The sequence below is a fragment of the Salinisphaera sp. T5B8 genome (assembly GCF_040361255.1).
In the GTDB taxonomy this organism is placed as follows: Bacteria; Pseudomonadota; Gammaproteobacteria; order Nevskiales; family Salinisphaeraceae; genus Salinisphaera.
In genome coordinates this window covers 100338-124117 of the sequence record NZ_APNG01000011.1, presented here as the reverse complement: position 1 = coordinate 124117, position 23780 = coordinate 100338, and the positions used below count along the sequence as shown (strand labels likewise).

The following is a 23780-nucleotide window of genomic DNA, read 5'->3' as shown; positions in this document are numbered from 1 at the left end:
TTCCAGGCCGGTCGAAACCAGGTGAGAGGATACGCGAAAGCGCACACAGGGCGCAGGCCGGGCAGGGCCGTACAGGGTGCAGCATTTGCTAGCATAGCGGCATTCAAACTGGCCTGCCGATAATCGGCACAGCCGCGAAGACAAGAGATCGCGATGCCTGGAATCAGTGGACTGGCGCTTTATCTGCCGCCCTATCGTGTACAGCTGGCCGACTGGTGCGAATGGAATGACCAGCCCTGGGACAAGATTCGTAACGTCGTCGGGCGCAGTTTTCGTATGCGCGGCCCGGAACAGAGCGTGTATACGCTCGCCGCGAATGCCGCCTGGCGCTTGATTCAGGCCTACGATATCGACCCGCGCGAGATCGGCTATCTGGCGCTGGGCACCGAATCCTCCAGCGATAATTCGGCCGGCTCGGTGATCGTCAAGGGCATGCTCGATGACGCGCTCGCCGCCCACGAGATGCCGGCGATGTCGCGCGAATGCGAAGTGCCGGAATACAAGCATGCCTGTCTGGGCGGCGTGTATGCGATGAAGGGCGCGCTGCGCTATCTCGCGACCGACGGGGCCACGCGCAAGGCGATCGTGATCTGTTCGGATATTGCCGAATACGAGCGCGGCAGCAGCGGCGAGCCTACCCAGGGCGCGGGCGCGGTGGCGATGCTGCTCGAAGCCGAGCCGCAGCTGTTGCATGTGGATCTGGCCGGCGCGGGCAGCGCTTCGGATTATCGAATGGTGGATTTTCGCAAGCCGTTCGCGCGTTTTCGTGGTCAGCCCAGTCGTATCGATGGCCAGATGCAGGATCTGCCGGTGTTCAACGGCCGCTATTCGACCAGCTGTTATATCGATGCCACGCGTCATGCGATGAACGCCTTGCTGGCGCGCCAGCACGCACGTTGGCCCGATTACTTTCACGATGTGGACGCCGTGTTCATGCACCGGCCGTACCACAAGATGCCGGCCTCCGGCTGGGCCATGGCGTATCTGTTCGCCCTGGCCGAGGGCGATGACGCCGCGCGCGCCGAGCTGCGCGACTACTGCGCACAGGCCGATATGGACTACGACGCCGTGCTCGCCGAGATCGGCGGAGCGGCGCCGGATATGCGCGAGCGCGTGCATGCGGGCCTGAGCGGTGACGATGCCTTCCCGCTGGCCTCGCTACTGCTGCGTTATCTGCGCAGTACCGACCTCTGGAAGACGCTGGTTACCGGCAAGCTGTCGCTGGGCAGCGAAATGATGCGCGATCTGGGCAATCTCTATACCGCGGCCCTGCCGGCGTGGCTGGCGGCCGGTTTCGTGCAGGCGCTGCGCGAAAATACCGATCTCGACGGCCAACGCTGGCTGGCGCTGGGCTATGGCAGTGGTGATGCCGCCGAGGCCCTGCCCATGCGCGTGGCCGACGGCTGGCGCAACGCCGCCGAGCGAATCAATTTCATGGCCGCGCTCGGTGATCCGCTCGATCTCGACCAGGATCAGTACGTGGCCCTGCACGATGGGCGCGTGGCCGCGCTCGATCCGGTGCCCGCGCATGACGAGTTCGTGGTCGATGCGATCGGCGCGCGCGACGAGCCGGACTTTCGCGACGTGGGCATCGAGTACTACCGCTATGTCGCCAACGGCCATACGCGCAACCGCAGGCGCTGATTACGCCTGCGGTGCAACATGACGCCCGTGTCGGCGGCTAGGGGCAGGGGTTGGGATTGTCGGCGTGAATCGCCTCGATCGACTGGATGAGCTCGTCCGATAGCTCGATATCGGCGCTGGCGATATTGGTTTCCAGCTGTTCCATGGTGGTCGCGCCGATGATGTTCGAGGTCAGAAAGCTGCGGCTGTTCACATAGGCCAGCGCCATCTGGGCCGGGTCCACGCCGTGCTTGCGTGCCAGCGCCACGTAATCGGCGGTGGCCTGTTGACCACGGGCGTTGGTATAGCGCGAGAAACGCTCCCAGCGGGTCAGGCGTGCGCCTTCGGGCATGGCGCCGTCGAGATACTTGCCGGTCAGCATGCCGAACGCCAGCGGCGAATAGGCCAGCAGACGCACATCCTCGCGTTCCGCGCATTCGGCCAGGCCGATCTCGAAGGTGCGGTTGAGCAGCGAATAGGGGTTCTGAATGGACACCACGCGTGGCAGGTTTTCGTTTTCGGCCGCGCGTAGATAGCGCATCAGCCCCCAGGGCGTTTCGTTGGACAGCCCCACACAGCGGATCTTGCCTTCCTCGACCAGGCGGCCCAGTTCGCCCAGCGTTTCCTCGATGGGTACGGCGTCGTCGTCTTCATTGTGGACATAGCCGCGCTTGCCGAAGGTGTTGGTCGCGCGATCCGGCCAGTGCACCTGATACAGATCGAGATAATCCGTATGCAGCCGATCGAGGCTGGCTTCCAGCGCGCTGCGGATCTGTTTCGGCGTCAGGCGGGTTTCGAAGCCGTCCCGCAGGTAGTCCATCTTGGAGCGGCCGGTGACCTTGCTGGCCAGCACCACGTCGTCGCGCCGGCCGGAGGCGGCCAGCCAGGAGCCGATGTATTCCTCGGTGCGGCCCTGGGTATCCGCCTTGGGCGGCACGGGATACATCTCGGCGGCGTCGATGAAGTTCACGCCCTGATCGAGGGCATAGTCGATCTGGCGGTGGGCTTCGTCCTCGGTGTTCTGTTCGCCGAAGGTCATGGTGCCGAGCGCGATACGGCTGACGTCGATATCGCTGCGGCCGAGTTTGCGGTATTGCATGAAAGTCTTCTTTACTGGCGTGTGATGTGTTCTGGCGTGCTCAACGGGTGAGCGCGGCTTCGCGCTGTTCGAGCAGGCGTCGGATGATCGGCCCGATGATGATTTCGATGGCCATGCGCATTTTCGTGCCGGGTACCACCACCGTATTCGGGCGCGACATGAACGACCCATGGATCATGGTCAGCAGATAGGGAAAATCAACCGCCCAGTGGGCCGGATCGCGAAACCGGATCACCACCATGGATTCGTCATCGTTGGGGACGTCGCGGGCCACGAACGGGTTGGAGGTATCCACCAGCGGCACGCGCTGGAAATTGACATCGGTGCGGGTGAACTGAGGGGTGATATAGCGCACGTAATCGGGCATGCGTCGCAGGATCACCTTGGCGACATCCTCCGGCGCATAGCCGCGCACATCGATATCGCGCCGGATCTTCTGGATCCATTCGAGGTTGATGGTGGGTACCACGCCGACCATCAGATCCACATGCTGGGCCACATCCACCTGATCGGTGACCACGCCGCCGTGCAGTCCTTCGTAGAGCAACAGTTCGGTATCGGACGCGATCGGTTCCCAGTCGGTGAATGTGCCCGGTTCGCGGTCGAACTCGGCGGCTTCGATTTCGTCGTGCAGATAACGGCGGGTTTCGCCGGTGCCGCGATCGCCGTATTCGGCAAACAGCCTTTCCAGACGATCGAGGCGGTTGGCGCCCGGGCCGAAATGGCTGAAGTTCTCGCCCCGAATGGTGGCCCGTCGTACCGCCTTGGCCATTTCGCGCCGGCTGTAAGCATGAAACGCATCGCCATCGATATAGGCCGCGCGCACATGCAGGCGATGGAAGATGTGCTCGAATGCAATACGCGCGGTCGACGTGCCGGCACCGGAGGACCCCGTCACCGCGACGATCGGATGGATCACGGACATGTTGCGATAACTCCCAGTACTGCGGCCCGTACCATAGCCAATCCAGCCGCTGCGAGCGATGCGTCGCGACGACCGCGACGCCGTGCGCGGCCCGCCGCAGCCGCTACCGGCCGCGATAGAGAATGGCATTGAAAACGAGCGTACCCCCAGACGACAGGTTTGCCGTCGGATCGACAAACGCGGTTTGTCGATTACTCACCATACCACTGCCATGCGCCGGATCGCAGTGTACTGCCGTCTTGCGGCAGGCCTTTTGCATGCACTCGCTATCAGGCCGCAAAGACTGTGCCGCCGTGGCGTAGCCGTTCGCATCGATCGTGCTCGTGTTGCGCTGCAGCTTGACAGGAACCGGTCTATACCATTTAGTGAAACCACTCATTCAGAATCCACGAAGGGGGATTTTATGCGGCTCAAAGCCATCGGTTTAGCCATTGCATTCGGGCTCGTCACGGTTGCGGGCGTGGCAAATGCCGAAACCTGGCGCTTCGGTCTCGAAGAGATTGAAGGCAGCGTCCAGTACGAATATGCCAAGGAATTCAAGGAGCGCATCGAGGAAAAGAGCGGTGGCGATATCACCGTGCAGTTGCTGCCCTACGGCAAGTGGGGTTCGAGCTATTCCGCGCTGTATGACGCCATCCAGAACGGCGCCATTCAGATCGGCTTCGGTTCGGGCTTTCTGGGCGGTACCGTGCCGGAGAGTCAGCTCATGAGCCTGAACTTCGTCATGCCCGACGATCAGCTGGAAACCGCCGAAGTGCTCAACTCCGATGCATTTCTGAAAAGCGATGCCTGGCAGAAGTCGTTTAAGGATCGTGGCTTGGTGCCGCTGGCCGAGCTGCCCGAGGGTTATCAGGTATGGACCGCGAACCGCGAAATCCGTACCCCGGATGACATGAAGAACCTGCATATCCGCGTGATGGACAACAGCCTGTTGCGTGCGACCTATCGCGCCTACGGTGCTGCGCCGATCACCATTGCCTACGGCGAACTCTACAGCGCGCTGCAGCAGGGCCAGGCGGATGCCAACATCCAGCCGGTGTTCGCGCATGAAGAAATGGGCTTCTACGAAGTTCAGGACTACATGATCTTCGCCAACCAGTCGCAGTTCGTGGCCAACATGATCGGCAACCTGGACTGGTGGGATAGCCTGTCCGCCGACCAGAAGAAGATGGTCGAACAGACCACCCAGGACCTGGTCAAGGTCGGCTACGACATCCAGAACAAGTTCAATGACGAGCGTCTGGATACCATCAAGGAAAAAAGCGATATCAAGATTATCGAACTCAGCGACGACGAGCGCGCCAAGTTCGAGGAAAAAGCCAAGCCGGTACGTGACACCTACGTAAAAGACGTGGGCGAACGCGGTCAGGCTTCGCTTGATGCGCTGCTCAAGGCCATCGACGAGCACAAGAGCGACAGCGACAGCCAGTAAGGCTTCGTTGCGCCTGCCCGGTCGACCTGATCGGGCGTCATAATGAAAACCCGGGCAGTCCGCTGCCCGGGTTTTTTCATGTCCGGGGCAGGGCGAGCGGTTCCTGAACGCGGCGCCGTTTCCTTGACGACCGCGTTGTAGCGACGGCCGTCCGTTGGACGTGCGCGAGCCCCGGGGAGCTCACCGTTTGTAGCGCATATGCAGCGCCTCCGAGCGGGGATCGCTGGCTGCGGGTGATGCCTCCACAAAACCCAGGCGCCTACACAGCGCGATCGCTGCTTCGTTTTCACGGAATACGTTCAACGAGATCGTTTCAGGCTGCCTGGCCAAGGCCCAGCGCAGTAGCCAGTATGCGAGTTCTAGGCCGTATCCATGGCCTCGATGCGCCGGTTTGACGATCAGGCGCGCGAAATGAAGACGGCTTTTCCGATTTGGGTACAAGCTGTCCGAAGCCAATCAATTCCTGCGTATCGGCCAGACAGAAAGGGTAGGCATGGGCCCATTCAATTTGTTCGGCCAGCTTCGTCTTGTCGATCGGATACGACACCCGCGGACCCGCCCAATGCCGACACTGCTGCGCCGAGCCGATCCAGGGGATGACCTCGTCGAGATCGGCTTGCCCTGCCGAACGAAGTGTGGACACGCTAAAGTTTTTCTTGCACCAAAAATGCGCCCCTTTACGGGGCGCGATTATTAACCCGGCACCCAAACAGCTGACGCTGTCAGCCGTTTTCAACGCGATTGAAAATCAAGGCCGGCACGTGTCCGTCCTTGATTTTCAATAGCTTCGCGGCCGTCGGCCGCGGCGAGTACGCTGTGGCGCACTCGCGTTATTAACCCGATAATTCATCTATGTGTGCCGGGTTAATAACGTCGCATCGTTGCGTGTAGGCGGCGTTTGCCCATGTCGCTATTGCCCGCCGATCGAGGGCAGGAACAGCGAGATTTCCGGGAACAGGATCAGAATGAAGGTCGCCAGCATGAGGATGGCGATGAACGGCGGTGTGCCGCGGATCACGTCCATATAGGGCCGACGGAATACCGCGATCGCGGTAAAGATATCGCAGCCGAAGGGCGGCGTGGCCGAGCCGATGGCGGCCTGCAGGGTGACGATTACACCCACATGCACCGGATCGAGCCCGGCAGATTGCACCAGCGGCTTGAAGATCGGCACCAGGATCAGAATCACCACGATCGGATCGACGAACATGCAGCCGACGAAGAACGCGGCCGCGATCAGCAGCAGGGCAAGAATCTTGTTGTCGCCGATGGCATCGATGGCCGGCCCGAGCAGCTGTTCAGGCACGCCGGCGGTACCCAGCGTCTGCGAAAACGCCGCGCCCACCGCCACCAGGATGAACACCACTGCGGTGATCATGCCCGTCGACAGTGCCAGCGAGCCGAGATCGCGAATGGAAACCTGGCGATAGATGATGACTTCGAGCACCAGCGCATAGGCCACGGCGATGGCCGAGGCTTCCACGGCGCTGAAATAGCCGCCGTAGATACCGCCGACCACCAGCACCGGAAAGCCCAGCGGCAGAATGGTCTTGCGCAGCGCGGTAAAGCGCTCGCCCCAGCTGGCCTTGGGCTCGGCGGGGATGTCCTGAATGATGGCGCCGATATAGCAGTAGACGGAGAACATCCCCAGGATCAGCAGCCCCGGCAGGATGCCGGCGAGGAACAGATCGCCGATCGAGGTCTTCATGACCACGCCGTAGACGATGAAACCGATCGACGGCGGAATCAGCAGGGCGATATCGGAGGCGTTGATGATCAGCGCCAGGGCGAACTTGTCCGGATAGCCCTTGGCGAGCAGGCGCGGGCGCATGGGCCCGCCCATGGCCACGACCGTGGCCTGGGTGGAGCCGGACACGGCCCCGAATAACGCGCAGGAGGCGGCGGTGGTAATCGGCAAGCCGCCGCGCATATGGCGGGTAAAGGCATCCACCAGATCGAGCAGCCGATTGGCGGTATGGCCCTTGGTGAGAATATCGGCAGCAAAGATGAACATCGGTACCGCGGCCAGCACCCAACTGCCCACGCCGTTGATCATCCAGCTCACGGCCTGGTCAGGGCCGAAGAACGTCATGCCCGTGAACATCATGTAAAGCGTGCCCGCGGCCAACGGCACCATCATGGGAAACCCGAGCATCAACAGCACGAGCATCAGCAAACCCAACCACATCAACATGCGCTATCCCCCGTCATCATTTTTCTTGCAGGCCAATGCCGACGCTTAGACGCCATGTCTTTCGGCACTTGCGTGGGTTTGGCCGCTGTCGTCCAGCGGTACGTCGGAATACTCTTCCTTCTCGTTGAAGGAGCGATAGATATCGTCGCTGACCAGATTGCGAATGATGGTCAGCAGGTACTGCACGCCGGCCAGCGTGAAGCCGATGGGCAGGGCTAGGTTCACCGTCCATAGCGGCACGCCCAGCGATGAGCTCGCACGGCCGCGTTCGTAAAGCGTCATGTCGTACTGGGCGGATTTGTAGGCGAAGTAGAACATCAGCGCGCCGGTGCCCAGGCAGATGATGATCAGCAAGGTCTTGCGCAGCCCGCCGCTGAGCTGATCGTAAATGGCCGACATGCTGATATGGCGTGCACAGCGTGCGGCATAGCCGACCCCGACGAAGGTCATGACCACGATGAGCATTTCGGTGACTTCGTAGGTGCCGGGAATACCCCGGTCGAACAGCAGGTTGCCGACGACATGCGCGCTCATCAGCGCAGCCATGATCAGTACGCTGCCCGCTACCACCACGCGCTCGATCCAGCCGAATGCCTGGTCGATCGCATTGAGTATCGATAGAACGATATTGCGATGCCCGGCCTCAGCGGTTGGGTTTTCGCTCATGTGTGCTGCCTCGTCTTCATTTTCCCATCGTCGGCCTGACCTGCCCGGCCGATTGCCCCCAAATCACAGGGCACAGCGGTTGCGAACCGGGGCCTTGTGCCTGCGCGGCTTGCCGCGCCATTGATTGACGGTACAGGCATCCCGCGCACTGCGCTACTCGCCATTCGGCCAACGTCGGTATGCCCGCGGCGCTCGCGCAACTGGTTTTAAAGCTAGCAAAAGCGATGCCAGACGCGGGGCGCGTGAGCCCGAAAACGGACGGCACGCGTGCTGCTCGACGCGGGGAAAGTGGTCAGGGCAGGCGGCGGTACGCCATATCGAATACGGCATGTCCCTTGCGCAGGCCGCGCGCTTCGAAGCGCGTTCCCGTTCGCGGGGGATCGCTTACGAAGCCGTCGCGATCGCCGACGTTCTCGAACGATTCGTGGGCATCGAGCACGTCGCGCATGTGTTCGGCGTAGTTCGCCCAATCCGTGGCCAGGCGCCACAGGCCGCCCGGTTTGAGCACCCGCGCGATCTCGCTGGCGAAGCCGGGCTGTACGATCCGGCGTTTGTGGTGGCGCTTCTTCGGCCAGGGGTCGGGAAAGTAGAGCAGCACCTGATCGAGGCTGGCATCGGCAAACCCGGCCGCCAACACCTCCACTGCGTCGAGATTGAATACGCGTACGTTGGTCGCGCCAGCGGCGTCGAGCGCGCCGAGCAGCCGCCCCACACCGGTGAGATAGACCTCGATACCGATGAAGTCTTCGTCCGGGTGACGTGCGGCCAGATCGGACAGTACCTCGCCGGCGCCGAAGCCGATTTCCAGCGTACGCGGTGCGTCGCGGCCGAATTCCCGTGCCCAGTCGACCGGTGCATCGGGCATGGTCAGCCCATAACGCGGCCAGAGCACGTCGAGGTTTTTCTGTTGGCCGCTGGTCAGACGGCCTTCGCGGCGTACGAAGCTGCGGATACGGCGTTCGTGCGTCGTGTTCACGTCATGTCATCCTGGCAAATGCGGCGCGCCGCGCCCGATCGAACCAAGCTGCGAATGACGACACGCCCTAGAACGGCAGGTCGGTCATCGGCGAAGAGGCCGAGGCATAGCGTCGGCGCGGCATGCGCCCGGCCAGAAAGGCCATACGCCCGGCAATGACCGCATGGCGCATGGACTGGGCCATGAGTACCGGTTTGTTGGCATGGGCGATGGCCGAATTCATGAGTACGCCGTCGCAACCCATCTCCATGGCAATCGATGCGTCCGAGGCCGTACCCACGCCCGCATCCACGAGCACGGGCACGTTCGCGTTTTCGACGATCTCGATCACGTTGTAGCGGTTCTGGATACCCAGCCCCGAACCGATCGGCCCGGCCAGCGGCATGATCGCGACACAGCCGATGTCTTCCAGGCGGCGCGCGGCGATCGGATCGTCGCTGGTATAGACCATGACCTCGAAGCCGTCGTCGACCAACTGTTTTGCGGCGACCAGGGTTTCGCTCATGTCCGGATAGAGGGTTTTCTTGTCGCCGAGCACCTCGAGCTTGACCAGGTTATGGCCGTCGAGCAGTTCACGGGCCATGCGACAGGTGCGCACCGCGTCCTGGGCGGTGTAGCAGCCGGCGGTATTCGGCAGCAGGGTGTATTTTTCCGGCGGGATGATATCCAGCAGATTGCGTCGCTTGGCCGCCTCGGGATCGTTGAGCGCGGGCGTGCGCCGGATCGCGAGGGTGACGATTTCGGCCCCCGAGGCGCGGATGGCGGCATCGGCCTGGTCGAGATCGGCATACTTGCCGGTGCCCACCAGCAGGCGCGATTCGAACTTGCGTCCGGCAATGGTGAGTTGGTCGGACTCGGCGACCGCCTGACCGCCGCCGATGGCATGCACGATTTCCAGCGTATCGCCGGGCGCGATCATCGTCTGTTGGTAGCGTTCGCGAGGCACGATCTGGCCGTTGTGTTCGACCGCGATGCGTTGCTCGCCATAGCCCAGATCGCTGACCAGCTGCGCGAGCGTGGCGTGCTCGGCGCATTGCGTGGGGGCACCATTGACTTCGATCTGCATGATGTTGTCTGACGTCGTTCGAGAGTGGCGAACAGGCGATCTCGCCTGTCCAGACGCGCTAGAATAACGCGCCTCGCGGTTGCACGCGACTTGCGCGGCACGCAGCCAAGGCGCCATCGTCCGCGAGGAACGCCACGGCGTATGCGTGGTCCATCCGCCGGGTCGGCGATGCATTGCGCGCCGCTTCGATAATTACAGTATGGCCTTGCCCGCATGAAACGTTTTGTCCGGATTCTGCTTGCCGTGTTGGGCGTGCTCGTCGTGTTGGTCGTGGTCGCGATGATCACCTTGCCGCTGATCTTCGACCCCAACGATTACAAGCCGCAGATCAACGCCGCGATCGAACGCCAGATTGGCCGCGAAGTGAATATCAGCGGCGATATCGGCCTGTCGGTCTTCCCCTGGTTGGGCCTGGAGCTCGGCCGGGTCGAGGTCGCCAACGCCCAGGGCTTCGGCGACAAGCCCATGGCCGAAATGAACTCCGCCGAGATCAGCGTCAAGCTGCTGCCACTGCTCGCCCGCGATATCGAAGTGGGTACGGTCAGTCTCAATGGCCTGCGCCTGCGTCTGGCCCGCAATGCGGATGGGCGCAGCAACTGGGCCGATATCAGCGAGCATCTGAGTCAGACCCAGGCCGAAGCCGAACAGGCCGAGCAGACCGAAAGCCCCGACGAGGTCGATCGCAGCACGCGTACGCCGGGCGGTTTTACCCTGGAATCGCTACAGATCGGCGCGATCGATATCTCGGACGCTGCGGTGTCCTGGCGCGATGCCACCACGGGTGCGGACTATCGTCTGAGCGGCGTGCGGCTGGCCACCGGCCGGCTCGTCGACGGTCAGCCGGTTCGTCTCGAGTTCTCCGGCGATCTGGCCGCACCCGCGCAGGATCTGAAAGCCGACTTCAATCTGGTTTCGCGGGTCGAGCCCAATATCGCCGACCAGTTCTACCGCTTTTCCGATCTGAGCCTGAGTGTGCTGGCCACTGGCGAGGCCGTGCCCAACGGCAAGCAGCAGGGCTCGCTGTCCGGCAGCGGCGAATACGATGCCGCGGAAGGCCGACTCAAGCTCTCCGGGGTGACATTCCAGGGCGCGGGTCTGAACGTCACCGCCAGTGTCGACGGCGTAGGTCTGAACGACAAGCCATCCTATGCCGGACGGGTCACGGTTAAACGCTTCGACCCGCGCGCGGTCATGAACGAGCTGGCCATCGACGCGCCGGCCACGCAGAAATCCGGCGCGTTGTCGTCGGCTGGTTTCGATGCCCAGTTCGATGTCAACGGTCAGCGCGCCGAGTTCAAGCAGATCCTGGCAACCCTCGACGACAGCTCGCTCAAGGGCACGGCTGCGGTCGAGAATTTCGAGCGGCCGGCGTTCACCTTCGATCTCGATCTGGACAAGCTCAATATCGACGATTATCTGCCGCCGGGCAGCGCCGAGCAGGCGAAAAGCGAACAGCCAGCCGAAACCGGCGGCGGCGAGAAACAGAAAGCCGCCGAGATCGATCTGTCCGCGCTCAAGGATCTACGCCTGAACGGCCAGCTCTCCGCAGGTTCGTTGACGGCCGCGAATATCGAGGTCACCCAGGCCGAACTCACAGTCGCAGCACGCGACGGCGTGCTGACGATCGAGCCACTCACCGCCGATCTCTACGATGGCAACGTGCGCGTGAATGCCCGGGTGGATGCCTCGAAGGATACGCCGCGCTATGCCCTCAAGGGCAATCTCAACGGCTTGCAGTTCCAGCCGCTGCTCGAAGACGTGGCCGATACCGACCGCGTCTCGGCATTGGCCAATATGAGCGTGGATGTCACCAGTGCCGGCAAGCAGGTGGCCTCGATGAAGCGCGCCCTCAATGGCCGTTTCAGTTTCGACCTGCGCGACGGTGCCTTCAATGGTTTCAATCTTGCCCAGGTGATCGCTGGCGCACGTGCCCGGCTGGCCGGGGATAAGAGCGCGGACGTCGACAATGGCGTCGGCAGCGAAGAAAAAACGCCATTCAACCGTTTCGCGGCGTCGTTCAACGTCAGCGACGGCGTGCTCGCCGGCAAGGATCTCAATCTGGCCACCGCGGCACTTGAGGCCGACGGTTCGGGCAGCTATGACCTGGCCGACAACGCGCTCGACTACACCGTCGCGGTCAAGGTGCCCGACAATGCCTCCGGCAAGCTCGGCGAACTGGCGGGCTTGAGCGTGCCGATCAAGCTCACCGGCAACCTGATGTCGCCGAACTACAGCCTGGATGTGAAAAGCGCGCTGCGCGGCGCGGCCGAACAGCGCCTGCGCGAGGAAAAGGACGAGCTCAAGGACAAGGTGCGCGAAAAGCTCGAAGAGCGCGGCAAGAAAGTCGACGAGGACACCCGCGCGCGTATCGAAAAAGGCCTGAACAGCCTGTTTGGCGGTAACAAGAAAGCCGCCAAGTCCGATAGCGAGGCCGAAGCCGGTACGCAATCGGATGCCGATGCGCCGCAAGGCAGCGACGATTCCGAGCGGTAAGGCCGGGGCACGCAGGTGCCTGGTGCTGGCCGCGCTCGCGCTGTGTATGAGCGCGAGCGCGGCGGCGGTGACCATCGAACGCATGCAGGTCGAACGCGCCGATACGCGCTATACGATTACCGCCGACATGCGGCTTGCGGTCGCCCAGCGCCAGGCCTTTCGTGCGGCCAGCGATTACGAACGCCTGCCCGAATTCAATCCGAGCATCATCGAAAGCAAGCGCCTGCCCGGCGACCGGCTGCGTTCGACCATTCGTCTGTGCGTGGCCCTGATCTGCAAGCAGATCGAACAGGTCATGCACTATCAGCAAACGCCGCCGGACGCGATCTCGATGCAGGTCGTGCCCGGCGCGGGTGATCTCAAGTCCGGTCACGCAGACTGGCGTTTCAGCAGCGAAGACAGCGGCGCGACCCGGCTGGTCTTCGAAGCCGAGATCGACCCCGATTTCTGGGTGCCGCCCCTGGTCGGCCCCTATCTGATCGCCCGGGAACTGCGCCGCCAGGCGCGCGTGACCGGCCAATCCATCGAACGGCTTGCCAGCGATTATGACAACGACCGCCCAGACCGCGACTGAGCGCGCGCCGGCCACAATCGCCGATGCGCTGCTTGCCTGGTTCGACGTGCATGGCCGCCACGATCTGCCGTGGCAGCATCCGCGCAGCGCCTATCGCGTGTGGGTGGCCGAGATCATGCTCCAGCAGACCCAGGTGGCCACGGTCATCGATTATTTCAACGCCTTCATGGCGCGCTTTCCCGATGTGCACACGCTCGCCGCCGCGCCCAGCGACGACGTCATGGCGCACTGGGCGGGGCTGGGCTATTACGCGCGTGCCCGTAATCTGCACGTCGCCGCACAGGCCGTGGTGGCCGAACATGGCGGCGAATTCCCCCAGGATGTCGAATCATTGATGCGCCTGCCCGGCATCGGTCGTTCCACCGCCGGGGCAATCGCGGCCCAGGCGTTTGGTGTCTGGGCGCCCATACTCGATGGCAACGCCAAGCGGGTGATCGCGCGGCTGGCCGCGCTGGAAGCCACGCCCGGCACGGCCGCCTATGAAAAACCGCTCTGGCAACTGGCCGAACGCTATACGCCGCGGACGCGTGTGACCGACTACACGCAGGCGATCATGGACCTGGGCGCCACCCTGTGCACCCGGTCCCGGCCGGCCTGCGAGCGCTGCCCGCTGGCCGATCGCTGCCAGGCCTATGCCAGCGCCAGACAGGCGCATATTCCGGCGCCGCGCAAACGCGCCAAACGCCCGCTACGCGAAACTCGGGTGCTGGTGATAACCGATGCCGACAATCGGGTACTGCTGGAAAAACGCCCGCCAAGCGGTATCTGGGGCGGGCTCTGGAGCCTGCCGGAGGTAGCGCTCGACGCCAATATCGCCGAGCAGTGTCAGGCGCAATTCGGGCTGGCGGTCGAGCACATCACAGAACTTGCGCCCATCGAGCATGCGTTTACCCATTTTCAGCTGCGCATTCATGCCACGCGGGTGCATAGCCGGCATGCGACACGTATCATGGATTCTTCGCGGCAATGGTTTGCCGACAGTGCGCGCCCCGGCGTGCCTGCGCCCATTGCCAAGCTTTTGGACAGCCCGCAACACACGCTAGCGCTATGAGCCATACCGTACACTGCGTCAAACTCGATAAAGAGGCCGAAGGCCTGCCGCGGCCGCCGCTACCTGGCGAGCTCGGCAAACGCATCCACGAGAATGTCTCGATGCAGGCCTGGCAGCAATGGATGACCGAACAGACGCGCCTGATCAATGAGTACGGCCTGCACTTGGCCGATCCGAAAGCGCGCGAGTTCCTGATGGAACAAACCGAAGAATATTTCTTTGGCAGCGGCCAGACCGCCGAAACGCACTACGTGCCGCCCGAACAGTAGGCCGAAAGGGCGCGACCGAGGTTGACGTTAGGCCTCGGGATCGGTTTAATACGCGCTCTCCAAGATCGGATTCCACGATCTGGCCGGATAGCTCAGTTGGTAGAGCATGCGACTGAAAATCGCAGTGTCGGTGGTTCGATTCCACCTCCGGCCACCATTTTTCCCCTGCCCGTTGCTTGAATGTTCGGCGTTCTGATGCGTTGAATGCGCCATGCGTGTTTCGCGCGTAGCCGTGCCGCCGCGATGCAATCGCTTGTAAAGCGCGCCCGCCTGGTTTGCGCACTTGCCTTGGCGAGTGCCGGGCGCCGCGGTTGCGAATGACAGCGCAAGTTTCGAGACGTTTTGCAGCCGCGTTCGCGCTAGATTGGTTCGGCGTATCCAACAGCGAGGCGGAACGGGTATGAGCGAGCAGCCACACGCACACCGCTGGGCCGCCGTGCTGGCCAATGATGCCCGCGCGGACGGCGATTTCTTCTATGCGGTCAAGACCACGGGCATCTATTGCCGGCCCAGTTGCCCGTCGCGCCCACCGCGGCGCGAGAACGTGCTCTTTTTCGACGATGCGGCCCAGGCCGAGCAGGCCGGGTTTCGTGCCTGCAAGCGCTGCCAGCCGCAGCAACGCTCGCGCGCAGGCCGCAACACCGAGCGTGTGGCCCAGGCCTGTCGCTTCATCGAGGACAGCGACAAGGCGCCATCGCTGGCCGTGTTGGCCGAGCGCGCGGGCCTGAGCCGGTTTCATTTTCAGCGTGTGTTCAAGGATGCGATCGGCATGACGCCGCGTCAGTATGCGATCGCCTGTCGCGAGCGGCGGGTGCAGACAGCGCTTGCTAGCGGCCAGGATGTGACCGAGGCCGTATTTGGTGCCGGGTACGAATCGAGCGGGCATTTCTATGCAAACGCCGATCAAGCGCTGGGCATGGCGCCGACGGCCTATCGCAATGGCGGTGCCGATCAGGTGATTCGTTTCGCGCTCGGCGAGACGACGTTGGGCACCATTCTGGTGGCGGGTACAGAACGCGGTATCTGTTCAATCAGCCTGGGCGACGATCCGGAGGGGCTGATTCAGTCGCTACAAGCGCGTTTTGCCCGCGCGCAATTGATTGGCGGGGACGGCGTGTTCGAAGACTATGTCGCCACCGTGGTCGGCTTTGTCGAAGCCCCGGTACAGGCGCTCGATCTGCCGCTGGATATCCGCGGCACCGTCTTTCAGCAGCGAGTGTGGCATGCGCTGCAACGCATTCCCTGCGGGCAGACCGCCAGTTATGCCGAGATCGCAGCGCGTATCGGCGCGCCCACGGCTGCCCGCGCGGTGGCCCGTGCCTGTGCGGGCAATACCCTGGCGATAGCGATTCCCTGTCATCGCGTCGTGCGCACCGATGGCGCGCTCTCCGGCTATCGTTGGGGCGTGGCACGAAAACGCGCCTTGCTCGATCGCGAGGCAAAGGTCGCGCACAACGACGCTCATACCGACTGTTGACGGCCCGAACTTCGCGCGCTGCTGTGCCGTGGAAGCGGGATGCGCGGCGCGCAAGCGCTGTTCTACACTCGTGTTCGAATTCGAACATGCCGGTCTGGTTCGTATGGCCGATCTTTCTTTCGTGCGCGTGAGCGGCCGTGAAATCGCGCCGCATGTGGATGAACTCGCCGAGCTGCGTATTCGCGTATTTCGCGATTTTCCTTATCTCTACGACGGCGATCTCGATTACGAGCGCGACTATCTGGCGACCTATGTGAACTCAGCGCGCTCGCTGGCCTTTCTCGTACACGAAGGCCAGCGGCTCGTGGGCGCGACCACGGCCTTGCCGCTGGCCGACGAGGAGCCGGCATTTCGCAAGCCGCTCGCCGAAGCCGGCTTCGATGTGGCGCGGGTGTTCTATTTCGGCGAATCGCTTTTGCTGGGCGACTACCGGGGCCACGGACTCGGGCATCGCTTTTTCGACGAACGCGAAGCCTGGGCACGCCAGGCGGGCGATTTCTCCCATGCCTGTTTCTGTGCGGTGCAGCGCCCGGCCGATCATCCGCTGCGCCCGGCCGACTATCAGCCGCTGGATGCGTTCTGGCAGCGGCGCGGTTTCGTGCGCCGCGACGATATCTGTGCGACCTACCGCTGGCGCGATATCGATGCAGCCCAGGAAACCGACAAGCGCCTGACCTTCTGGCTGCGCCGACTCGACGAATAATCCGGCGAGCCTGTAACCCAGCGAACCCGCCGTATTCGAGCGCCCGACGACGACCTGTTCGGTATGTTGCGGGCGCGCACCAACCGGGTGCAGGGGGCATGCCGGCGCGCACATCGCATGGCCTGCCCGTCGGTGCCGGGGCTGGCGTAAGCGAGGCAATACCACGGCCGGCGCGCGGGGATTCGGATCGTGGTCAAGCGATAGGGTCGGGGCTGTGGCGCGACAATGGTGTGAAACTTGCGTTAGGGTAGGGCCAGCTTCGCAGGGAGCGTCGGGGGGACGCCTTTGAGCACTAAATTATCGGTAGATCACGTCTATAAGGTTTTTGGCGCGCATCCCAAACGCGCGCTCGAACGCATCGAAAAAGGACAGACCAAGGACGAGATATTCGCCGCCACCGGCATGACGGTTGGCGTGTCCGATGCCAGTTTCGATGTGGCCGAAGGCGAGATTTTCGTGGTCATGGGGCTGTCCGGCTCGGGCAAGTCCACGCTCGTGCGTATGCTCAATCGCTTGATCGAGCCGACCGCCGGCTCTATTCATATCGACGGCCAGGACATTACGCGCATGACGCGTAAGCAGTTGATTGCGTTGCGTCGCCGCGAGATCAGCATGGTGTTTCAGTCGTTTGCGCTCATGCCGCATCAAAGCGTGCTCGAAAACACCGCGTTCGGGCTGGCGGTGGCGGGCGTGGACAGCGCCAAGCGCAATGAAAAAGCGCTCGCCGCGCTGGACGCGGTCGGCCTCAAGGCCAATGCGCACAGTTATCCCGACGAACTCTCGGGCGGCATGAAACAGCGGGTTGGCCTCGCCCGTGCGCTGGCGGTCGACCCCGGCATTCTGCTCATGGACGAGGCGTTTTCCGCGCTCGATCCATTGATTCGTACCGAAATGCAGGATGAATTGCTGCGCCTGCAGGCCGAGCATGCCCGCACGGTGGTGTTCATTACCCACGATCTGGACGAAGCCATGCGCGTGGGCGATCGCATCGCGATCATGCAGGGCGGCACGGTGGTCCAGGTCGGCACGCCCGAAGAGATCGTGCGCGAGCCGGCCAACGAATATGTGCGTTCCTTCTTTCGCGGTGTGGATGTCAGCCATGTGTTTACCGCCGCGGACGTCGCTCGGCGCGATCAGGTCACGGTCATGGAACGCCCCGGGGTGAGCGTGCGCGCCGCGCTTGAGCGTCTGCGCGAGCACGACGGCTCGGCCGCGGTGGTCCACGATCGCAGCCGCATGTATCAGGGCGTGGTGAGCATCGATTCGCTCATGGCCTGTATTGACGGGCTGGGCCGGCGTGACGACGGCCGTATCGAGGATGCCTTCATCGCCGAAATTCAGCCGGTGGCAGCGGATACACCACTGACCGAACTCATGACGCAGGTGGCCGAAAGCCCTTATCCGGTGCCGGTGGTCGATGACAACGGTCGCTACAAGGGCACGATTTCACGCGCGACGCTGCTGCACACGCTCGATCGTACGGACAAGGGGGCTGCCGCATGATGAGTCTGCAAGCGGGTATCGGCGCGTTCTGGCAAAGGCTCAAGGAGGCGTTCGTGATCGATCTTCCGATCGGTGAAGGTTTCACCGCGGTGGTCGATTTCATGCAGGCGCATTTCGACCTGTTCTTTACCGCGGTTGCCAATACGATCAGTTTCGTTGCCGACAATCTCACCGCGTTTTTCAACTACCTGCCGCCGCAGCTGGTATTCGGTGTGCTCGCGATCCTCGCGCTCTGGCGCGTGGGCTGGCGATTTGCCCTGTTCGTACTCGTGGGGCTGTATGTCGTGCTCGGCATGGACCTGTGGGCCGAGTCGATGGATACGCTGGGGCTGGTGATCGCGGCGACGCTGGCAGCACTCGGCGTGGGCCTGCCCCTGGGTGTTGCGATGGCAAAAAGCGAACTGCTGGCCGCCACGGTACGCCCGGTGCTCGACTTCATGCAGACGCTGCCGGCATTCGTGTATCTGATTCCGGCGGTGATCTTTTTCGGCACCGGTCGCGTGCCGGGTACGATCGCCACGGTGATCTTCTCCATGCCGCCCGCGGTGCGCATGATGAATCTGGGCATTCGTCAGGTACCGGCCGAAAACGTCGAGGCCGGGCGCGCCTTCGGCTGCAACCCGTTGCAGTTGCTGTTCAAGGTGGAACTGCCGCTGGCGCTGCCCTCGATCATGGCCGGTATCAACCAGACCATCATGCTCGCGCTGTCGATGGTGGTCATCGCGTCGATGATCGGCGCCGGCGGGCTGGGCGATCCGGTACTCGCCGGGATTCAACAGTTGCGGCTGGGCACGGGTTTCGAAGGCGGCCTCGGGGTGGTGATCCTGGCGATCATCCTCGATCGCCTGACCCAGAGCTTTGCCCAGCGCAGCCGCCAGCGCACGTCGATTGCCACCCGCTTGAAGACCTTCTTTGGGCGCGGTGAGGGCGCGGGCAGTCACTAGGGCCGGGCGCGCGCCTGGACGCGCCGCGCCGGCCAATCGATCATTCGAAGGGAGACCAAAAAGATGAAAACGCATTCATTCAAGCACTGGCTCGGCACCGCCGCGATGGCGGCCGGCTTGACCTTCGGCGCGCTGGGCAGCGCCCAGGCCGCCGACGATACGATCGAATTCGGCTGGACTGCCTGGTCGGACGCCGAGTTCGTGACCAAGCTGGCCAAGCAGGTCATCGAGGAACATACCGACTACAACGTCAAGCTCACGCTCTCGGCCATCGGCGTGCAATATCAGGGCGTGGCCAATGGCGATCTCGACGCCATGCTCATGGCCTGGCTGCCCGATACCCATGCCGACTACATGAAACGCGTCAAGGACGACGTCGTCGATATGGGCACGATCTATGGTGGCGCCCGTTTAGGCTGGGTGGTGCCGAACTCGATTCCCGAGGATCAGCTGGCCTCGATCGAGGATCTGAAGAAAGCCGAGGTCCAGGACAAGCTTGGTGGCAAGATCCAGGGCATCGATCCCGGCGCCGGGCTGATGCAGCTGTCGAACAAGACCATCGAAGCCTACGATCTGGGCGACGACTATCGCCTGGTGTCGGCCAGTGGTGCCGCAATGACGGCCGCGCTGGCCCGTGCCGAGAAGCGCGACGAATGGATCGTGGTCACCGGCTGGACGCCGCACTGGATGTTCGGCCGTTGGGACCTGCGTTTTCTCGACGATCCGAAAGGCACGCTGGGCGAAGCGCAGCATGTCGACGTGATCGCGCGCAAGGGCTTCAAGAAAGACTATCCGGAAGTTGCCACCTTTTTGAGCAACTACAAGCTGGATCTCGACGAACTCCAGGCCGCCATGTATGAGGCCCAGGAAACGAGCTACGACGAAGCCATCCAGAAGTATATCGACAGCCACGGCGACCAGATCGAAGGCTGGTTCGAACAGAGCTGATTTCGCTTCTTGGCGATGGATGTGCAAGGCCCGGCATCGCCGGGCCTTTTTTATGCGCGCTCTTATCGTATCGAGCGCCCGGCTCGGCGGATACGGTTCGAGATCGGCAATAACGATATGCGTGCATGATGAAGCCTGTTAGCCTCCATCCCTCTCTTGCGATCCGGCCGCGGCGATTCTGCCCGGTTTTCGCACATTTCAGGATGATTGAATGACCGAGTCGAACCGTCGTGCTGCGCTGTTTTTCGGCGCCGCGTTTGCCTTCGTCGTGACCATGATGGGCACGACCTTGCCGACGCCGCTCTATCCCATCTATCAATCGGAACTGGGTTTTTCGCAGCTGATCATCACCGTGATCTTCGCGGCCTATGCGGTCGGTGTGATTGGCGCGCTGATCGTGACCGGCAGCTGGTCGGACCAGCTGGGGCGCCGGCCGATGCTGGCGCTGGGGCTGATCTTTTCGGCCGCCAGCGCCTGTGCCTTTCTCTGGGGCGGCGGTCTCACGGCGCTTCTGATCGGGCGCGTGCTCTCGGGTGTCTCAGCCGGCATATTCACGGGTACGGCCACCGTGGCCGTGGTCGAACTCGCGCCTGCGGCGTGGGCGGGCAGCGCGACGCTGATCGCGACCGCTGCGAATATGGGCGGTCTGGGTTTCGGGCCGCTGTTCGCGGGCGTGTTGTCGCAGTATCTGCCGGCGCCGTTGCACCTGTGTTTCATCGTGGATCTGATGTTGATCGTACTGGCCGCTGTCGCGATTCTATGTGTGCCCGAAACAGCCCGCCGTCCGGCCCGGGTACGTCTGCGGATTCAGTCGTTGCAGGTGCCGGCACAGGTACGCGGCGTATTCATACCGGCGGCAATCGCCGGCTTTGCCGGTTTTTCCGTACTCGGCCTGTTCACCGCAATCGCGCCGGCGTTCATGGGTAAGATCCTGCACTACGAAAACCATGCCCTGACCGGGCTCGTGGTGTTCGTTTTGTTCGTCGCCTCGACGCTGGGTCAGATCGGTCAGGCGCGTTTGCCGCAAGCGTGGCGTTTGCCGCTGGGCTGTATCGGTCTGATCGTGGGGATCGCGCTGGTAGCGCTGGCTATCATCCTGTCGTCGCTCGTGGTGCTCGTGGCCGGCGCGATCGTGGCCGGTATCGGTCAGGGCGTGGCGTTTCGGGCGGGCATGGGGGCGGTGACCGCAGCCAGTCCGCCCGAGCGCCGCGGCGAAGTGGCGTCGACATTTTTCGTGGTGTTGTATGTCGCGATCTCGATTCCCGTCGTGGGCATCGGTGTGGCGGCCCAGACGCTGGGCCTGCGTAGTGCGGGTATCGGGTTTTCGGCTGCGGTGGCGGTACTGGCCGCGGTGGCACTGGTCAGTCTGCTCGTTCGTCGGCGTGAATCGTACTGACCCGCAGCAAAGCGGGTGCGGTCAGGACGATTCGCGCTGTTGTAGCCGCCACATCGCTGCGTAGTGGCCGTCGGCGGCGAGCAGCTCGGCATGCCGGCCGCGCTCGATGATCCGACCATCGTCCATGACCACGATTTCGTCGGCATCGACCACGGTCGATAGCCGATGCGCGATCACCAGCGTGGTGTGATCGGCGGCCAGTTCGGCGAGCGCGGTGGTGATCGCCTGTTCGGCGTGGCTGTCGAGTGACGAGGTCGCTTCGTCGAAGATCAGGATCGCCGGGTTCTTGAGGATCGCCCGGGCGATGGCGATACGCTGTTTTTCGCCGCCGGAGAGCTTGAGCCCGCGCTCGCCCACGAGCGTGTCCATACCGTCGGGCAGGCGTTCGATCAGCCTGTCCAGATGGGCCATGCGCGCCGCGCGAGCCACCGCCGCAGGCGGCGCATCCGGCTGACCATAGGCGATGTTGTATTCGATGGTGTCGTTGAACAGCACCGTATCCTGGGGCACGACGCCGATCGCATCGCGCAGGCTGGCCAGCGTCACATCGCGAATATCGTGGCCGTCCACGCTGATTTGCCCGCCATCGACATCGTAGAAGCGAAACAGAAGCCGCGCGAGTGTGGATTTGCCGGCACCGGACTGACCGACCACGGCCAGCTTTTTGCCGGGTTCGATGGTGAAATCGATGCCGCGCAGAATCTGGCGCTGGGCCTGGTAGCCGAACTGCACGTTCTCGAAGCGCACTTGCGGACGCGTCGCAACAAGCGTGTGTGCGTTGGGCACGTCATCGACGCCGGCCTCGACATCGAGCAGCCGGAACATACGCGCGGTATCGGCCAGCGATTTCTTGAGTTCGCGATAAACGAAGCCGAGGAAGTTCAGGGGCACGAACAGCTGAATCATGTAGGCATTGATCATGACCAGATCGCCGAGGGTCATCTGCCCGGATACCACGCGCGAACCGGCCAGCAGCATCATGGCGGTAATGGCGATCGCGATCACCGTGGCCTGAATGGTATTGAGCGTGCCCAGCGACAGACGCGAGCGCCGCAGCGCGGCTTCCCAGTCGCGCAGTTCGCGGTCATAGCGTTCGGCCTCGTAGCGTTCGTTGCCGAAGTATTTCACTGTTTCGTAGTTGAGCAGACTGTCGACCGCACGCGTATTCGCACGGGCGTCGAGTCGGTTGGACTCGCGCACGTGGCGGGTGCGCCATTCGGTGAGCAGGGCGGTGGCGCCGATATAGATGACGACGCTTACGAGCACGATCACGGCAAACCACGCGCTGTAGTAGAACAGCAGAATGCCGGCTACCAGCGCGATCTCGAGCAGCGTGGGAATGATGTTGAACAGCATGAAACGCAGCAGAAAGCTGATGCCGCCGATGCCGCGTTCGATATCGCGCGATAGCCCGCCGGTGCGCCGCGACAGATGAAAATCCATGTCCAGGGCATGCAGATGCTCGAACACGGTCAGCGCAATACGCCGCATCGCGCGCTCGGTAACCCGGCCGAAGACCAGATCACGCAGCTGGCCGAACAGCACCGAGGCCAGACGCAACGCACCGTAGGCCAGCAACAGCACCACGGGCAGGCTGATGCGTGCGGTCTCGCTGGTATCCAGGGCATCGACGATATGCTTGAGTACGATCGGCAGCAGCACGGTCGCGCCCTTGGCGCCGATAAGCAGCACCAGGGCCGCTGCCACGCGCAGCCGATGTTCCCACAGATAGGGCCACAGCGCGGACAGGCGTCGCCATTCGTCGCGCGGCGCCTCGCTTTGAGTCGCGTCGTTTTTCAAATCGCTCCAGACCGTCCGGGCGGGCGCCAGCGGTGCGGCCCGGACGCGTTGTGGCTGTCGGCGGCGCTAGCCGTCGTCGCGCTGATCGAGCGGCTGCTGGGGCACCTTGCGCAGCTTGGAAATATCGTAGCCGTAGTCGGCGACTTTCTTGACCAGCGAATCGTAGGTGGCCTCGTCGATTTGCGGCGTACGCGCCATGATCCAGACATAGTCGCGCTTGTCGCGGGCGACGATGGTGGTCTGGTAATCGTCGTCGACATAGGAAATCACGTACTGCATGCGCAGCACCCAGTAGAAACGCATCGCCCAGACGGCGTTGTGGCTGTTGTCGAGCACGCTGCCGACCGGGTGCATGGTCTTGCGTTCGCCGTCGAAACCGCCTTCGCGATAGGTGAAGGTGGTGTCGATTGTGCCGGGTTCGCTCTGTTCGTAGCGTTCGATCGAGTTATAGGCGTTCTCGGTCGCACTCGGCGGGATATGGGCGATGACATACCACTTGCCCATGTAGCGATCGATATCCACCTGTTCGGCGACCGGAAAATCGGCGGGCGGCATGAGGCTGCAGGCAGCCAGCAGGCCGGGGGCGAGCAGCACGAGCAGTTGCTTGAAAATGGTCATGGGCATGTTGATATTTGCGATGA

23 protein-coding genes and 1 tRNA gene are annotated in these 23780 nt (G+C 62.9%); 13 read left to right on the top strand and 11 right to left on the bottom strand.

What is annotated here, in order from left to right; all coding sequences use genetic code 11:
* Positions 1 to 153 precede the first annotated feature (153 nt).
* Complete coding sequence (locus T5B8_RS11505) at positions 154 to 1644, top strand: hydroxymethylglutaryl-CoA synthase (protein ID WP_353178858.1); 1491 nt, start codon at positions 154 to 156, stop codon at positions 1642 to 1644.
* Positions 1645 to 1681: 37 nt separating this feature from the next.
* On the opposite strand, the gene T5B8_RS11500 is transcribed toward T5B8_RS11505, so the two are convergent.
* From T5B8_RS11500 to T5B8_RS11490, 3 genes are all read right to left on the bottom strand, one after another.
* Positions 1682 to 2722: an NADP(H)-dependent aldo-keto reductase gene (locus tag T5B8_RS11500; RefSeq protein ID WP_353178857.1), complete on the bottom strand. Its 1041-nt coding sequence runs from the start codon at positions 2720 to 2722 to the stop codon at positions 1682 to 1684.
* 40 nt (positions 2723 to 2762) lie between these two features.
* On the bottom strand, positions 2763 to 3647 hold the full coding sequence (locus tag T5B8_RS11495; protein ID WP_353178855.1) for a phosphoribulokinase: 885 nt from the start codon (positions 3645 to 3647) through the stop codon (positions 2763 to 2765).
* Between the two features lie 103 nt (positions 3648 to 3750).
* The gene (locus T5B8_RS11490; RefSeq protein ID WP_353178853.1) at positions 3751 to 4026 is read right to left on the bottom strand and encodes a hypothetical protein; all 276 of its coding nucleotides are present in this window, start codon (positions 4024 to 4026) and stop codon (positions 3751 to 3753) included.
* A gap of 24 nt (positions 4027 to 4050) precedes the next feature.
* On the opposite strand from T5B8_RS11490, the gene dctP reads away from it, so the two are divergent.
* Positions 4051 to 5079 carry a TRAP transporter substrate-binding protein DctP gene (gene dctP, locus T5B8_RS11485; protein ID WP_353178851.1) on the top strand — a complete coding sequence of 343 codons (1029 nt, stop codon included), beginning with the start codon at positions 4051 to 4053 and terminating at the stop codon, positions 5077 to 5079.
* A gap of 180 nt (positions 5080 to 5259) precedes the next feature.
* On the opposite strand, the gene T5B8_RS11480 is transcribed toward dctP, so the two are convergent.
* The 6 genes from T5B8_RS11480 to thiS all read right to left on the bottom strand — a co-directional run bounded on the left by T5B8_RS11480 (position 5260) and on the right by thiS (position 9981).
* The gene (locus tag T5B8_RS11480) at positions 5260 to 5478 is read right to left on the bottom strand and encodes a GNAT family N-acetyltransferase (RefSeq protein WP_353178924.1); all 219 of its coding nucleotides are present in this window, start codon (positions 5476 to 5478) and stop codon (positions 5260 to 5262) included.
* A complete protein-coding gene (locus tag T5B8_RS11475; RefSeq protein WP_353178931.1) occupies positions 5393 to 5722 on the bottom strand; it encodes a hypothetical protein in 330 nt (109 codons plus the stop codon). The genes T5B8_RS11480 and T5B8_RS11475 overlap by 86 nt, the downstream gene beginning before the upstream one ends.
* Positions 5723 to 5989: 267 nt before the next feature.
* The gene (locus tag T5B8_RS11470) at positions 5990 to 7273 is read right to left on the bottom strand and encodes a TRAP transporter large permease (protein WP_353178849.1); all 1284 of its coding nucleotides are present in this window, start codon (positions 7271 to 7273) and stop codon (positions 5990 to 5992) included.
* A 45-nt stretch (positions 7274 to 7318) separates the two neighbouring features.
* A complete protein-coding gene (locus T5B8_RS11465) occupies positions 7319 to 7939 on the bottom strand; it encodes a TRAP transporter small permease (protein ID WP_353178847.1) in 621 nt (206 codons plus the stop codon).
* A 292-nt stretch (positions 7940 to 8231) separates the two neighbouring features.
* A complete protein-coding gene (gene trmB, locus T5B8_RS11460; RefSeq protein ID WP_353178846.1) occupies positions 8232 to 8915 on the bottom strand; it encodes a tRNA (guanosine(46)-N7)-methyltransferase TrmB in 684 nt (227 codons plus the stop codon).
* Positions 8916 to 8982: 67 nt separating this feature from the next.
* Positions 8983 to 9981, bottom strand: coding sequence for a sulfur carrier protein ThiS (thiS, locus tag T5B8_RS11455; RefSeq protein WP_353178844.1), 999 nt, complete (start codon positions 9979 to 9981; stop codon positions 8983 to 8985).
* Positions 9982 to 10194: 213 nt separating this feature from the next.
* Between thiS and T5B8_RS11450 the strand changes: the two genes are divergently transcribed.
* The 11 genes from T5B8_RS11450 to T5B8_RS11400 all read left to right on the top strand — a co-directional run bounded on the left by T5B8_RS11450 (position 10195) and on the right by T5B8_RS11400 (position 21339).
* Positions 10195 to 12474, top strand: a complete 2280-nt coding sequence (locus tag T5B8_RS11450; protein ID WP_353178843.1) for an AsmA family protein — start codon at positions 10195 to 10197, stop codon at positions 12472 to 12474.
* On the top strand, positions 12440 to 13048 hold the full coding sequence (locus T5B8_RS11445; RefSeq protein WP_353178841.1) for an SRPBCC family protein: 609 nt from the start codon (positions 12440 to 12442) through the stop codon (positions 13046 to 13048). Before T5B8_RS11450 ends, T5B8_RS11445 begins: the two co-directional genes overlap by 35 nt.
* Positions 13020 to 14099, top strand: a complete 1080-nt coding sequence (gene mutY / locus T5B8_RS11440) for an A/G-specific adenine glycosylase (RefSeq protein ID WP_353178840.1) — start codon at positions 13020 to 13022, stop codon at positions 14097 to 14099. Before T5B8_RS11445 ends, mutY begins: the two co-directional genes overlap by 29 nt.
* Entirely contained in the window at positions 14096 to 14368 is a 273-nt protein-coding gene (locus T5B8_RS11435) for an oxidative damage protection protein (RefSeq protein ID WP_353178838.1), read from the top strand. Before mutY ends, T5B8_RS11435 begins: the two co-directional genes overlap by 4 nt.
* Before the next feature lie 81 nt (positions 14369 to 14449).
* A tRNA-Phe gene (locus T5B8_RS11430) sits at positions 14450 to 14525 on the top strand.
* Positions 14526 to 14768: 243 nt separating this feature from the next.
* Positions 14769 to 15845, top strand: a complete 1077-nt coding sequence (ada, locus tag T5B8_RS11425; protein WP_353178836.1) for a bifunctional DNA-binding transcriptional regulator/O6-methylguanine-DNA methyltransferase Ada — start codon at positions 14769 to 14771, stop codon at positions 15843 to 15845.
* A gap of 103 nt (positions 15846 to 15948) precedes the next feature.
* Positions 15949 to 16548, top strand: a complete 600-nt coding sequence (locus tag T5B8_RS11420; RefSeq protein ID WP_353178923.1) for a GNAT family N-acetyltransferase — start codon at positions 15949 to 15951, stop codon at positions 16546 to 16548.
* 285 nt (positions 16549 to 16833) lie between these two features.
* Positions 16834 to 18051 carry a glycine betaine/L-proline ABC transporter ATP-binding protein ProV gene (gene proV, locus T5B8_RS11415; RefSeq protein ID WP_353178834.1) on the top strand — a complete coding sequence of 406 codons (1218 nt, stop codon included), beginning with the start codon at positions 16834 to 16836 and terminating at the stop codon, positions 18049 to 18051.
* Complete coding sequence (locus T5B8_RS11410; protein WP_353178921.1) at positions 18051 to 18995, top strand: ABC transporter permease; 945 nt, start codon at positions 18051 to 18053, stop codon at positions 18993 to 18995. Before proV ends, T5B8_RS11410 begins: the two co-directional genes overlap by 1 nt.
* A gap of 63 nt (positions 18996 to 19058) precedes the next feature.
* Positions 19059 to 19943 (top strand): glycine betaine ABC transporter substrate-binding protein, encoded by an 885-nt coding sequence (locus tag T5B8_RS11405; RefSeq protein ID WP_353178832.1) that lies wholly within the window; start codon positions 19059 to 19061, stop codon positions 19941 to 19943.
* A 211-nt stretch (positions 19944 to 20154) separates the two neighbouring features.
* Positions 20155 to 21339, top strand: a complete 1185-nt coding sequence (locus T5B8_RS11400) for an MFS transporter (protein WP_353178830.1) — start codon at positions 20155 to 20157, stop codon at positions 21337 to 21339.
* Positions 21340 to 21360: 21 nt separating this feature from the next.
* Here the strand turns inward: T5B8_RS11400 and T5B8_RS11395 are convergent, their stop codons facing one another.
* On the bottom strand, positions 21361 to 23139 hold the full coding sequence (locus T5B8_RS11395; protein WP_353178828.1) for an ABCB family ABC transporter ATP-binding protein/permease: 1779 nt from the start codon (positions 23137 to 23139) through the stop codon (positions 21361 to 21363).
* Between the two features lie 66 nt (positions 23140 to 23205).
* Positions 23206 to 23763 (bottom strand): lipocalin family protein, encoded by a 558-nt coding sequence (locus T5B8_RS11390; RefSeq protein ID WP_353178826.1) that lies wholly within the window; start codon positions 23761 to 23763, stop codon positions 23206 to 23208.
* Positions 23764 to 23780: the final 17 nt, after the last annotated feature.

Bases quoted from the DNA above. Each gene is read 5' to 3' on its own strand.
- T5B8_RS11505 (WP_353178858.1), top strand. From the start codon at position 154: ATGCCTGGAATCAGTGGACTGGCGCTTTATCTGCCGCCCTATCGTGTA.
- T5B8_RS11500 (WP_353178857.1), bottom strand. From the start codon at position 2,722: ATGCAATACCGCAAACTCGGCCGCAGCGATATCGACGTCAGCCGTATC.
- T5B8_RS11495 (WP_353178855.1), bottom strand. From the start codon at position 3,647: ATGTCCGTGATCCATCCGATCGTCGCGGTGACGGGGTCCTCCGGTGCC.
- T5B8_RS11490 (WP_353178853.1), bottom strand. From the start codon at position 4,026: ATGAGTGGTTTCACTAAATGGTATAGACCGGTTCCTGTCAAGCTGCAG.
- dctP (WP_353178851.1), top strand. From the start codon at position 4,051: ATGCGGCTCAAAGCCATCGGTTTAGCCATTGCATTCGGGCTCGTCACG.
- T5B8_RS11470 (WP_353178849.1), bottom strand. From the start codon at position 7,273: ATGTTGATGTGGTTGGGTTTGCTGATGCTCGTGCTGTTGATGCTCGGG.
- T5B8_RS11465 (WP_353178847.1), bottom strand. From the start codon at position 7,939: ATGAGCGAAAACCCAACCGCTGAGGCCGGGCATCGCAATATCGTTCTA.
- thiS (WP_353178844.1), bottom strand. From the start codon at position 9,981: ATGCAGATCGAAGTCAATGGTGCCCCCACGCAATGCGCCGAGCACGCC.
- T5B8_RS11450 (WP_353178843.1), top strand. From the start codon at position 10,195: ATGAAACGTTTTGTCCGGATTCTGCTTGCCGTGTTGGGCGTGCTCGTC.
- T5B8_RS11445 (WP_353178841.1), top strand. From the start codon at position 12,440: ATGCGCCGCAAGGCAGCGACGATTCCGAGCGGTAAGGCCGGGGCACGC.
- mutY (WP_353178840.1), top strand. From the start codon at position 13,020: ATGACAACGACCGCCCAGACCGCGACTGAGCGCGCGCCGGCCACAATC.
- T5B8_RS11435 (WP_353178838.1), top strand. From the start codon at position 14,096: ATGAGCCATACCGTACACTGCGTCAAACTCGATAAAGAGGCCGAAGGC.
- ada (WP_353178836.1), top strand. From the start codon at position 14,769: ATGAGCGAGCAGCCACACGCACACCGCTGGGCCGCCGTGCTGGCCAAT.
- T5B8_RS11420 (WP_353178923.1), top strand. From the start codon at position 15,949: ATGGCCGATCTTTCTTTCGTGCGCGTGAGCGGCCGTGAAATCGCGCCG.
- T5B8_RS11410 (WP_353178921.1), top strand. From the start codon at position 18,051: ATGAGTCTGCAAGCGGGTATCGGCGCGTTCTGGCAAAGGCTCAAGGAG.
- T5B8_RS11405 (WP_353178832.1), top strand. From the start codon at position 19,059: ATGAAAACGCATTCATTCAAGCACTGGCTCGGCACCGCCGCGATGGCG.
- T5B8_RS11400 (WP_353178830.1), top strand. From the start codon at position 20,155: ATGACCGAGTCGAACCGTCGTGCTGCGCTGTTTTTCGGCGCCGCGTTT.
- T5B8_RS11390 (WP_353178826.1), bottom strand. From the start codon at position 23,763: ATGCCCATGACCATTTTCAAGCAACTGCTCGTGCTGCTCGCCCCCGGC.